Annotated in this window: 13 protein-coding genes and 1 pseudogene; 6 read left to right on the forward strand and 8 right to left on the reverse strand. The window is 44.3% G+C overall.

What is annotated here, in order from left to right; genetic code table 11:
- A pseudogene (locus tag BCU12_RS23325) lies at window positions 1-311 on the forward strand (hypothetical protein); the annotation flags it as partial.
- A gap of 94 nt (window positions 312-405) precedes the next feature.
- Window positions 406-1,137: a hypothetical protein gene (locus BCU12_RS12385; protein WP_133153880.1), complete on the forward strand. Its 732-nt coding sequence runs from the start codon at window positions 406-408 to the stop codon at window positions 1,135-1,137.
- Between the two features lie 69 nt (window positions 1,138-1,206).
- Here BCU12_RS12385 and BCU12_RS12390 read toward each other — a convergent pair whose 3' ends face one another.
- The 7 genes from BCU12_RS12390 to BCU12_RS12415 all read right to left on the reverse strand — a co-directional run bounded on the left by BCU12_RS12390 (window position 1,207) and on the right by BCU12_RS12415 (window position 7,281).
- Window positions 1,207-1,638 (reverse strand): YccF domain-containing protein, encoded by a 432-nt coding sequence (locus BCU12_RS12390; RefSeq protein ID WP_102404558.1) that lies wholly within the window; start codon window positions 1,636-1,638, stop codon window positions 1,207-1,209.
- 141 nt (window positions 1,639-1,779) lie between these two features.
- Entirely contained in the window at window positions 1,780-2,466 is a 687-nt protein-coding gene (locus BCU12_RS12395; protein WP_102404642.1) for a sulfite exporter TauE/SafE family protein, read from the reverse strand.
- A gap of 170 nt (window positions 2,467-2,636) precedes the next feature.
- Window positions 2,637-4,568, reverse strand: coding sequence for a monovalent cation:proton antiporter-2 (CPA2) family protein (locus BCU12_RS12400; RefSeq protein ID WP_102404559.1), 1,932 nt, complete (start codon window positions 4,566-4,568; stop codon window positions 2,637-2,639).
- The gene (locus tag BCU12_RS12405; protein ID WP_102404560.1) at window positions 4,565-5,185 is read right to left on the reverse strand and encodes an NAD(P)H-dependent oxidoreductase; all 621 of its coding nucleotides are present in this window, start codon (window positions 5,183-5,185) and stop codon (window positions 4,565-4,567) included. The genes BCU12_RS12400 and BCU12_RS12405 overlap by 4 nt, the downstream gene beginning before the upstream one ends.
- A gap of 148 nt (window positions 5,186-5,333) precedes the next feature.
- Window positions 5,334-6,542 carry an MFS transporter gene (locus BCU12_RS12410; protein WP_102404561.1) on the reverse strand — a complete coding sequence of 403 codons (1,209 nt, stop codon included), beginning with the start codon at window positions 6,540-6,542 and terminating at the stop codon, window positions 5,334-5,336.
- Window positions 6,543-6,565: 23 nt separating this feature from the next.
- Window positions 6,566-6,742, reverse strand: a complete 177-nt coding sequence (locus BCU12_RS23480; protein ID WP_198599326.1) for a hypothetical protein — start codon at window positions 6,740-6,742, stop codon at window positions 6,566-6,568.
- A gap of 134 nt (window positions 6,743-6,876) precedes the next feature.
- Complete coding sequence (locus tag BCU12_RS12415; RefSeq protein ID WP_102404562.1) at window positions 6,877-7,281, reverse strand: rhodanese-like domain-containing protein; 405 nt, start codon at window positions 7,279-7,281, stop codon at window positions 6,877-6,879.
- A gap of 132 nt (window positions 7,282-7,413) precedes the next feature.
- On the opposite strand from BCU12_RS12415, the gene BCU12_RS12420 reads away from it, so the two are divergent.
- The 3 genes from BCU12_RS12420 to BCU12_RS12430 all read left to right on the forward strand — a co-directional run bounded on the left by BCU12_RS12420 (window position 7,414) and on the right by BCU12_RS12430 (window position 10,112).
- Window positions 7,414-8,361, forward strand: coding sequence for a helix-turn-helix domain-containing protein (locus BCU12_RS12420; RefSeq protein WP_102404563.1), 948 nt, complete (start codon window positions 7,414-7,416; stop codon window positions 8,359-8,361).
- Between the two features lie 127 nt (window positions 8,362-8,488).
- The gene (locus BCU12_RS12425) at window positions 8,489-9,508 is read left to right on the forward strand and encodes an endonuclease/exonuclease/phosphatase family protein (protein ID WP_102404564.1); all 1,020 of its coding nucleotides are present in this window, start codon (window positions 8,489-8,491) and stop codon (window positions 9,506-9,508) included.
- Between the two features lie 67 nt (window positions 9,509-9,575).
- Window positions 9,576-10,112, forward strand: coding sequence for a GNAT family N-acetyltransferase (locus BCU12_RS12430; protein WP_241909821.1), 537 nt, complete (start codon window positions 9,576-9,578; stop codon window positions 10,110-10,112).
- A gap of 56 nt (window positions 10,113-10,168) precedes the next feature.
- Here BCU12_RS12430 and BCU12_RS12435 read toward each other — a convergent pair whose 3' ends face one another.
- Window positions 10,169-11,098, reverse strand: a complete 930-nt coding sequence (locus tag BCU12_RS12435; protein WP_241909824.1) for an ecdysteroid 22-kinase family protein — start codon at window positions 11,096-11,098, stop codon at window positions 10,169-10,171.
- A 362-nt stretch (window positions 11,099-11,460) separates the two neighbouring features.
- Here BCU12_RS12435 and BCU12_RS12440 point away from each other — a divergent pair, with 362 nt between their 5' ends.
- The gene (locus BCU12_RS12440) at window positions 11,461-12,102 is read left to right on the forward strand and encodes a flagellar brake protein (protein WP_241909825.1); all 642 of its coding nucleotides are present in this window, start codon (window positions 11,461-11,463) and stop codon (window positions 12,100-12,102) included.
- The last annotated feature ends 55 nt before the right edge of the window (window positions 12,103-12,157 follow it).

Here is a 12,157-nt window from a genome sequence, read left to right on the forward strand (position 1 = left end):
CAATGAACCCGATTCAGGGCACGCCTAGCCTACCAATCGAAGACGAGGCAACACCTGAAGCGGACAACGGCCGCAGCGTAGATAAAGCCGCTGAGAACATGTGGATCTTGTCGACACACGGTGAAATCGACGGTTACATTATTCTAGAAAATGGTGGCGTGACAATACGTGATAGTGAGCGTAATGAAATTGGTCACTGGTCCCCTAAGAACCAAATTGCGCTAAACCTGAGTGATGTAAGAAATAAAGTTAAGTCTTTAACTCAAGAGCAGCGTGACACAATAAAAAGGCACCTTCGTGGCCGTAAATAAGATAATGAGTTAATTGTCTTAATAAGCCCTCTATTCAGAGGGCTTCAACTTCAATTTTCCAGCTAAGGACAGTGACGATACAAAGAGAATTCGCTTGAAAAAAATATCCATTTCCCTTCTATGCTTCATGTCTTTCTTTGCATTCTCAGAAAATAAAGATGGCCAAGAATTTGAATCCGATGTTCTAGCATTCATCACTGACACGTTCGATATTACCGTTAGCAATTCAAATTTTTTAGATGAACGATCTAATGACTATATTTTCACACTTAGCGGTTCATATAACCTGAATGAGACTTGGAGAGTATTCGGCTCTATCGATACTAGCGAATATGCTGACATTGGCTTTGGTTACTCATTTTTTATGGCCGATCGTATTTACAATGAAATTACAATATCTGCCGGCGCTGACACTAACGGGACAACGGTTTACACAACCGGACTGTTTTCTGCGACGAAATGGAAAAGCTTTATTTTTTATACCAACTTTGAAGGGCAATACATTGGGTATGAATTTGATACGGATCCCTATCCTCTTACCATAGAAAAATCAGAATTCATGTTCAACAAACTCATTGGTTCAGTGTACGAAGTCAGTAGCTGGTTTTCTTTCACCGTAGCCTATGGTCACGACAAATCGCATTACAATCACTGGACAATCAATGATCATAGTTTTACTACAACGCCTCAGGAAACAGTCAGAGATTATATTAGTTTGGGTGCGATTGTGAATTTATGGGGAGTAAAGCCAAACATTTCCCACCGGTTCGATCTAAAGAATAGCGAAGAAAATTACTGGGATATCAGTGTATCGTTTGATTTTTAGATTCGGTATAACATCAACCCCTACTTCATTTAGCAGTAGGGGAGCTTTACCTACATTCCGAATAAATCACTAACGATAAGATGAGTATTTCGCCGCAGCAGCTTCCTCTTTCGGAACAATCGTTTTACCAATAGGAGCTAGTGATATTAGCGCAAGCTTTAAGTGCTGTAGCGCGAATGGAATACCAATGATGGTAATAAAACAAGCAACAGCCGATAAAACATGCCCAATCGCCAACCATACGCCCGCAAGAACAAACCAAATCACGTTACCAATAAACCCGAAAGGGCTGGTTCCAATATCAGTTTGATTGGTGAGTTCATCACGAGCTATCGCTTCTTGCCCTAAGGGAAAGAATGAAAAGTTGCCCATGACAAAACATGCTCTTCCCCATGGAATCCCGATAATGCTGATAAAGGCGAGTATTCCAAACATCCACCACATCAGTCCCATGAAAACGCCGCCAAATAAAAACCAAATAATATTACCTAAAGTACGCATAATAACTCCTGTTCCAATACCGCATTGATTTCAAACTCATTAGATTCATAAAGATTACTTCGCCCTAATTTCAATCTATCCAAATCGGTCTAATAAGCTTTAATCTATCAACCTTGGATTAACACAAAATGAACTGACTTGTTATATTGCTTGCCACACGGCCGTTATTCCACTTATTGAACACAGCAATAGCGCCCCTAATCGAATCTTCTCTTTTGGCAAAGATTGAGTTGTCATCATTGCCAATTTATAACCTAACCAAGCGGCAGGAATGAGCGGAATGGTGATCCAAAGGTGATGCGTATTAAGGAATCCCGCAGGTATCTGGATAATCAAAGAAATGATAGAACTAAACACAAAGAATGCCGATAGATTACCACGTAACTGATTGGCTTCTTGGTGTTGAAGAAGCAACGCCATCGGTGGGCCGCCTATCGATGAACTTGTACCAAAAAAACCAGAAAAGAATCCTGCAACCCCCATACGCATTGGCGTAGGCTCTATACGAAACGGTAACAAGCTGACAGCTACCGCAAACAAAACGAGCAGCCCTAGCCACAGTGCCAATACATCAGTGGACACCATGACCAATAAAAAACCACCGGCAACAGAGCCTGGTACTCGTCCAATGAGGGCCATTTTCAAGCCTCCAATAGAAACGTTTGATCGGTGTTTCATGGCATTCAGTATTGAAATGAAAAGAGCCACGAGACAGATTGGTGCGGGAACGTAATCAGGAGAAACGAGAAACAACAATGGCGCTGCAACGATGGCTAATCCGAAGCCTATTGCCGTTTGCACAAACGAGCCCAAGAAAATGAGAAACATGGCAATTAACGCAGGGGTCGTTATCCACTCAGACACAATACAGCTCCTTAATGAGCGACATAAAAAACCATCATAATCTATTCATGTGAATATTGAATAACTAATTAAATTTAAAAATAAAGCTGACATTTCGCCAGCTTTACCTTAAGTCACGACTTACTTGACGTTAGTTATTCCGTCGATGCTTGATCGTCAAAATCATCAGCATAGCCTTTCGGCGGAGGTGTCCACCCTCGCTCGGCACGTGTGTGTTTGTCACTCCGATCAACTTGCATTTCCTTCGCCATATGCTGCTCTAAGTGCATGAACAATTCGCGGTAGTTATTATCAAAACGCTCACCTTCAGAGTCGTCCTGCCAAGCCGCATAGAGTAAATCTGACTTCTTCTGCTCGACTCGTTTATACGTTACCTTGCGTTGTTCAACATAGAATGGGTGAAGCCCCATGACTTTCATGACATGTCCACCAGTTTCAAGAGAAGAGTGATACGTTTCCAGTTCAATGTAATCCGCGCCAGCCTGCTTTAACCTATAGCCATGGCCCCGGTCAAATGCACGAGCAATAATCGATACATGAGGATGGCTATGTTTAACATACTTAACCAATTCCACGCTGCTCTCTTGGTTATCTAAGCCAATTACGATCGCTTTTGCTTCATCAATACCTGCAGTGTGAAGCAGATCTGGACGAGTAGCGTCACCGTAATAGGCTTGTGTACCAATCTTTCTCATGACATCAACTTGATTCGCTTGATGATCAAGCACCACCGTTTTAACACCATTAGACACCAAAAGGCGATTGACGATTTGGCCAAAACGACCGATTCCTACAATGATGACTGAACCCGATTCATCAATACTATCCGCTTCTCGATCATTTGACTGCTCCACAAATTTAGGAAGAATGACCTTATCAAAAAGAATAAACAGCCCAGGTGTGAAGAACATAGACAGAGCAACAACCAGCGACAAGGTTTGAGCAATGTCTGTTGGTAATACATGGTTTTGTACTGAGAAGCCGAGTAATACAAAACCAAACTCCCCTGCCTGCGCCAAACTCAAGGCAAATAGCCATCTATCACTGCCTTTTATCTTGAAAATGATCGCCAGTAGGTACAGAACGGCACCTTTTAGGGCCATGACCCCAATTGTCAAACCCATGATAATGAAGAATTGATCAAACAGGGTCGAAAACTGAATACCCGCCCCAACCGTGATAAAGAACAAACCGAGTAGCAGTCCTTTAAACGGATCAATATTGGATTCTAATTCATGTCTGAATTCACTGTTGGCAAGCACCACCCCCGCTAGGAAAGTGCCAAGAGCAGGCGACAAACCGACTAAACTCATTAATGCCGCAATGCCAACGACGAGCATGAGCGCTGTTGCCGTGAAGATTTCGCGAAGCCCAGAGCTTGCGACAAAACGAAAAAGCGGCCGACTTAAATAGTGCCCACCGATCACAACAGCAGCAATCGATGCCATGATGACCAAACCGTACGCCCAACCAGGAAGACCAACCACTAGGCTTAATTCTTCATGATGAGCAGAAGCATCCACCGCCGCGTTTTGTGCTTGTTCAACAAGTTCAGGTAGTGCGAGAAGCGGGATAAAGGCTAACATTGGGATGACGGCAATATCTTGGAACAACAAAACAGAGAACGCGTTTTTGCCACCTTCTGTTTTATTTAACCCCTTCTCATTAAACGTTTGCAGAACGATCGCCGTTGAAGAAAGCGCAAAGATCAATCCTATCGTTAGCGAAAGACTCCAGACTAAGCCAAAGGACTGCGCAATCAACATAACCGCAATCGTCGTGCCACCCACTTGGAGGCCGCCTAACCCCATGAGCCGATTTCGCATGGCCCACAGCATTTTAGGCTCAAGCTCTAATCCGACTAAAAACAGCATCATGACCACGCCGAATTCAGCAAAATGTTGGATTGTCGTGGTTTCTTCACCCACTAACCCGATCACCGGCCCAATCACAACGCCAGCAATCAGATAACCCAGCACCGACCCTAGCCCTAACCTTTTCGCGATAGGAACGGCAATCACAGCAGCTATTAAATAAATAAATGCCTGTAAAAATAGACCCGTCATTTTAGAACTCCATCGGCTGATACATCGATAATCGCATTCAACTTCTCGGCCTTAGCCGCCTTTTCTAAGTCAATGTTATCTTCACTCAAATCTCGAAGCAGAGTTGCCCACTGCTCTACGTGATCGGCAATGCGATTCTCTTCTAAAGCAGTGCGTGAACCAAATAAGGCAAATGGCGCGAGGTAATTCATTCCTGTTAATGATGCGGTTTGCTCAAGAGGTTGCAGCAACTGGCGAATGGTAAAGTGGTTGTACCCATCGCTTTGGTACGCATCCGCTTTACCGCCTGCAGTGATCGCGCAAAAGAAGGTTTTACCTACCAGTTCCTTGCCATCGTGGCCGTAAGCAAAACCGTACTCTAGTACTAGGTCTTGCCACTCTTTGAGTATTGCTGGTGTGGAATACCAGTAGAGCGGGAACTGGAAAATAACAATATCGTGCTCTTTTAGTCGCTGCTGTTCGCTGTCAATGTTGATATCAAAAGTGGGATAAAGAGCGTAGAGATCAACAGCCGTAACGTTAGGGATCGTAGACGCCTTATTATAAAGCAACTGATTGACTTCAGAGCGATGCTGCGACGGATGGGCGTATAAAACCAACACCTTTTTCTTTTCCATACTGCCTCTTTACTTATCAACTATATGAATACCTTAATCTTAAATTATTATCACTAATCTCCAGATAAACAACGTTTTACTGCAGATAGTATGAAAAAGCCCATCAATGCAGACGGGCTTTTTCTCATTTCTCAGTTTTAGCTTGTAATCAACTCTGAAGGGCTAATCGAGCAACGGGTTTATCATTGATAGGTAAATGAATCAGTGCCGCAGCAAATGCAAGAACCACCGTCGACCACCAAATTGGATCATAGGAACCATAGTAATCATACATACGCCCACCAGCCCATGCGCCCAAGAAACTCCCAACCTGGTGAGTAAAGAAGACCAAGCCATACAAGGTAGACAAATATCGAGCACCGAAAATTTGGCGTACTAAGCCTGATGTGAGTGGCACCGTTCCCAGCCAACAAAAGCCGATGGCAGCGCCAAAAATAGCGGCGGTACTCTCTGTGACAGGAAGAGTGACAAATGCACCTATCACCAAAGTACGCATTAAGTACAAAGATGACATCACGTGTCGTTTATTAAATCGGTCACCCATAACACCCCAGAAGTACGATCCAAAGATGTTAAAAATACCCACGTAAGCCAATGCCATTGCTGCGCTGGATGCAGGAAGACTTTTGTCCGCTAGATAACTGGGTAAGTGAGTTGCAATAAACATCACATGGAAACCACATACAAAGAAACCAGCATGAATAAGCCAGTATCCTTTATGGGAAAACGCTTCTTTAAGTGCCTGTTTCAACGTTTGAGTTTCATCTTGCTTCTGCAAAGATTGATCCGACGACTTAGCCGTTTTCATAAACATCGCAAACGCAATCATCGCGGTACAAAGCAGTGCAAAAGCCTGCATCGCTCCCTGCCAGTCATAATGCGTCATCAAAGTTTGAGCACCAGGGATCATGGCGAACATACCAAATGATCCTGCCGCTGTGGTTAGACCAAACGCTTTCGCCGCATGTTGCGCAGGCACGACTTTGGCCACTGCACCTAGCACAATGACATAGCTTGTTGCGCTTAAACCCAAACCAACCAAAACACCAAGTGACAGATACAGCATGCTTGGCTCTACCGTAATGGAGGTAAGATAGAGGCCCGCTGCGTAAGAGACCGCACCCAAGATAACAATGCGTTTGGCCCCCCACTTATCAGCGGCCATGCCAACAAAGGGCTGGAACACCCCAAACAGCAAATTCTGTAAGGCAATCGCAAAACTAAAGAACTCGCGACCTGTGCCGAAAAAGTCCGAGATCGGCATCATAAAGATACCAAACGACTGTCTGATCCCTAGACAAATAATAAGAATGCCTATGCCTAGCCATACTAAAGGGGGAAATCGAAAAATACTCATACAATGTTCTTCGTAATTATTAGTTAATGATGATGGTGAGAATGATCTATATCAGCCGTATGCTGATGACAGCCGCTATTAATGGCTTGTTCTGCTAACAACTCCAACAACGCTGGCGAGTGATGCACAGCGACTAACGACAAAGCGAGCAGCAACGCCATTCTCATCAACTGAGCAAGGGTAGATTGTGACGACCACATGGCTAAAGCCCCTTTTGTTCACAGGTCTGTTCGAATAAAAAGAGCGCGAAGTGTAGTGAACTATTCATAATGACTCCAATGACTTTTAGTAACAAACCCTATGCATTTTATGCATAGACTTTGTCGACTCTAAATCACTCTTCATTGAGAGGGATAAGAGAAAACCCTTCGTCTATCCAACCCGTCACACCACCAATCATTTTCTTCACCGGACGCCCCAATTTAGCGAGCCTAATAGCGGCTTTTTCCGTACCGTTGCAATGTGGGCCTGCACAATAAACAACAAACAATGTGTCTTTTGAGTATTCGTCTAGACGCTTCTCATTAAGCCTTGGATGAGGGATATTAACTGCACCTTCTATGTGCCCAATCTGAAACAACTCCTCTCCTCGGACATCAAGCAGCACGAAGTCTTGACGCCCATTGGTCATCGCATGGTGAACATCCCAGCAATCAGCTTCAAACTGAAGTAATGTCTGAAAATGTGCTAGCGCGGCGTCACTGTCCGCAGCGGGTATTCTAGAAACTGCACTCGTCATAATAAGTCCTTTTGATTAACAAATATCGCCTTACGGCAAGAGAGACCATTATTAATGCCTGAACAACATTTAAACACTGGCGCAAAAGACATGGTTCGTTAATAATAAGCCAAGATGTCAGATAGAAAGGAAATGAAGATGAAAGTCGCGATACTCTCTCATGCCCACGTCTCTTTATTCGAGATTGCATGCGCAGTCGAACTGTTCGCCCTACCAAGGCCAGAATTCGAATCTTGGTATCAAGCTGATGTCATCAATCTAGGCTGCGACACAATTAACAGCACAGCAGGTGTTGGTTTAATTACACGCCAGGTTTCCTCACTCGAGGAGTATGATTTGCTCGTTGTACCAAGCTGGCCAACAACCGCGCAACCCATCCCAAGCCTGATTCAGCAAGAAGTCACGAAATTTCACCATCAGAATAAACGTCTACTGTCTTTTTGCTCCGGCGCGTTTTTGCTCGCCGAGCTCGGTATCCTAAATGATAAAAAGGCCACCACTCATTGGCGTTTTGAATCTACCTTTCGCGAGCGTTTCCCCCGCGTCGAATACGCATCAAATGTGCTTTACGTTTTTGATGGAAACATAGGGTGCTCGGCAGGCAGCGCGGCGGGGCTCGATCTTGGCCTAGCGGTCATTCGACAGGATTTTGGTTACCAAATAGCCAATCAGGTTGCGAAGCGTTTGGTCGTGTCAGGGCACCGTAATGGCGGGCAATCTCAGTTTGTCGATTCACCCATCTTAGAAGTGCCAAATCAGTTTTCCCACGCCATTGAGTGGGCTATTGATAACATCAGTGGAGCGATAAACATTGATGATCTTGCCGTTAAAGCCAACATGTCACGCCGAACCTTCGACAGGAAATTTCGAGCGAGCTTTAACCTTTCGCCGAAAGAGTGGTTAATCAACCAAAGAGTAGAACGAGCAAAAGGCTTGCTGGAAAGCAGTACAATGCCAATTGAACAGCTCTCTCAAGCAGCAGGGTTCGATACAGCAATGACAATGCGGCACCACTTTCGCCAACTCGTCGGCGTTGCCCCAAAAACGTATCGACAGCAATTTTATCGTGATACTCCATAGACGAAGGCTTATAAAAGCGCGCGGTAATTTACGCGTTGGAAATGCACGAATCAATCTTAAAGCCATACTAGACATAAGCTTCAGCAAATTCATTACAACGACATCCACATTGGGAAGTGAAACGACGATGACAGAACAACATTTGAAGATCTGCACGATCAACCTGTTCAATTATGTTGCTCCACCAGATGCCTTTTATGACTTTGCCAATATTTACACTCAGCACGAGTGGCAATTGAAAACCCAATGGCTGACTCGAACCATAGAAAAAATCGCCCCTGATGTGATTGGTTTTCAAGAAGTCTTTAGTATCGATGACCTAAAGAGCACCCTTAGCCAACTGGGCTACCCATACTTTGCTACGGTCGAAAAACCCGAGGTAGAGCAAGGCTATATTTACTCTAATCCCGTTGTTGCCATCGCATCACGTTACCCCATAACTGATACGTACCCAATTGATACTCAGTCAGCGATTGCCAGCCATACCCCTGAATTCGAATTCAGTCGCCAACCTATACACGCTGTCATCGATATACCAGTATTGGGTCTTACTGACATCTATGTGGTGCACTTTAAATCGCAAAGGCCGTCTCAGCTAGAAACGAAAGCCACACCACACTCAAGCAAGACTGACGCTGAGCCATTGAATTCAGAACCACCGCTTACAGACCGATGGTTAGCGGAAAATCAAGGTAAGTGGTTATCAACAATACAACGCGGAATGGAGGCACACGTTCTTCACCAACATCTTATCGACACCAAACAGAAGCACTTACGTCCATGCGTGATGATGGGCGACTTTAATCAGTCCTTAGCGAGTAATGAATTCCACTGCCTAACGTCAAAGCAGCTGTTTCGCGATGTGAGTAGCCGCACTGAGTTGTCAGAGTGGCATTTGCACAACAGTCGAGATCTATCCGTTGAGCAGAACGAAAACAACACTAAGCCCACCTATTACGTTGGTGCTACTGGTAAAGAACTTGACTATATTTTGCTTTCTAGCGAGTTCTCATCGTACTCAAGCCATACACACGCCATCGTCAATCATTATGTTGTGGAAGATTCCCACCTCGTGAATCCACGTTTTGGTATCGATCATGTCAGCACCGATCACGGTATAGTAATCGTCGATATTTCAATAATTTAATTTCAATTCTTATCCACTTATGGTTTAAATAGTGGCACGGTAAGCAAACTAGGGAGCTGACGTCACTATGCCGGATAAACAAATGGAATTAGACAGAAAGAATCAAAAAAGACCAAACATCATTGTAAGGCCAACCCAGCTGACAGACGCCGCGGCTCTTTGTGAAATTTACTCACAGCCCCTAGCTCAAAGTGAAACCCTCCAGCTCCCCAACCCATCGATCAACATGTGGGAATCTCGTTTAGAGAACATGCCTATTGGCGTTTATTCCTATGTTGCAGAAATAGACGGGAAAGTAGTTGGGAACATTGGCTTTGAGCACTCTCAGCGTCCTAGAACATCTCACTGCGCGAGCTTTGGTCTGGGTGTTCACGATGATTATCATGGCAAAGGGATCGGCACTGCACTCATTTCAACGGTGATAGACCTGGCTGATAACTGGCTACAAGTGAAACGCATTCAAATTGAAGTCAATGCCGACAATAGCAATGCCATCGCTTGCTATAAAAAGTTTGGATTTGAGATTGAAGGAACAGCAAAAGCAGGCAGCTTCCGCCATGGTGAATTTATCGATACTTTATATATGGCTAGAGTAAAGATCTAAGTCATGAATTTTTGGCCACATCATTGAATAAATGCTCGACAAGACGCGCAGATTCGCTACAGCGCGTCTCTTTTCACTAACTGCTCAAGTGCTCGTTCTTTTAGTGACTCAGTATAGGGATTAATCTTCCAGTGGCCAGGACTCCAACCTTTTATAAAACGTTGAAAGTCAGCCCATGCAATAGAAAACAGCGGCCTCCATTGTGCTTCGACATCTTGCCCGTCAATGTCTGGTCGATACAGTTCAAGCGCAGGTCGAAGGAAGCCGAAGTACTGATCAAGGATAGACGATTCCATTTCCCAACATGCATCTGGCTCTACAGCACTACTCATAAACAGGGCAACATCTTTCATTGCGCAGCCTCTACCTACATATTGAAAATCGACCGCTGCGGCAACATGACCGCAATCACTAAAACAGAAATTCGCTAGCTTGGCATCACCATGAACAAGGGTTTGAAAAGGAGCGTCGGTTAAGACTCGATCTAAGGTTTCTGCTACTTTCTTCAAAGGGGCGTCTGCCAGCTTATCCAACTCATCTGGACGAGTTTGCAAATGCCAATAGGTTCCTGAAGGCCATAGCCCCTCGCCCAAATGGCCAATATGCTTGGCATGAAAATACGCTAACCACTTCAAACATGCAGCGAGTTGCGCTTTGGTGGCTTTCGTACTGACAATAGGAAACCCTGCTTGGGCGAGATCTTCCATCACTATCAAATGCTTCTGTGCCTGCTGTTCAATATGCAAAGGCTGCGGAACATAGCATTGTTCATCGCATTCAGACGCGTACTTTTTATACCAGGTCAATTCCACGAGATAAGACATTAACTTGCGTTGGTGTGATAGATCGGTATTCCAGCCTTTAGGATGAGAAATGGGCCGAGGCAAGTCGATGGATTTGACTATGACACTCGTATCGACGCCGAACAAGCGAACCAACTCTCCATAACCTCCCCACAGCTCTTGAATGGTTTCTTTATGTAAAATGTTCTTCCAGCCGAGGACATCTTGAACTCTTAGGTCACAATTGCTTACCAAAATCTCATTTCCCTATAGCGTTAATTGTTGCAATTCATGATTTTAAAATAGCGCGAAGCAATGCAAATTGTTACCCAAAACACATTCTCAACGCTTATTAATTTCTTTTGATAGATTACTCTAATAATACCATGCATATTATGGGCAACAGCTCATATCAAAGTTCCAAGATTTACCTTGCTGCTTTATATACCAATGTCCATGTAATAGGTGGCAAAATGTCCTCTTCCTCCGCAGCTACTGCTGACAAAAGAAAAAACACTCGTTCATCTAACGAGACCACGACGATCAATAGTACCGACGCGTTAGCAATGATTGAGCATGGTAGTGAATTGACTATCGCAATCACAACGCCCGTTGGCACAACGTTTCAGTGCAAAACCCCTTTTATTGGTACCCACGATAACACCTTAATCTTGATTGAAGTTCCAAAAGTCTCAGACGATGATCTTAACTTTTTCTTCCAAGAGGGATTTTGGCTCGTTGTTAAAGCGATATCTCCTCGCGGTGAAGGCGCTGTCATCAATTTCCGCTGTAAGCTTATTCACTTTATTCATGAGCCGATTGCGATGGTTGCCCTTTCAATTCCTAGCACAATGCAGATAAAGCAATTGCGCAAAGAATCACGCTACGATGTGAATATACTAGGAAAGGTGACTGCGAACTCTCATCGTGGAGATTGTGAAATCAGAGATTTATCGAAAAGTGGTTGCCGTTTTGTGACCACGCCTTTGAGTCGCCCTTTTCAAGTCGGTGATGTGGTCTCGATTGACATTATAGACACGACTCGCGGCAAACAAGAATTTGAACCTTTAACAGGAAAGGTGTGCAATTTGCAACGCTCACTACATTACGCTCGCTATGGGTTAGAGTTTAATGAAAATGGTCAACAAAACGCTAAATCGTTACTAGGGCAGCTAAAATATAACGGGACTAAGCTTACGTTTAAGTAGCTACTTATCTGTCCCACTAGTAGAAAGGCGCGCAAAAACGCCTATCCATCAAAAA

It is taken from the genome of Vibrio sp. 10N.261.55.A7 (assembly GCF_002877365.1).
GTDB lineage: Bacteria > Pseudomonadota > Gammaproteobacteria > Enterobacterales > Vibrionaceae > Vibrio.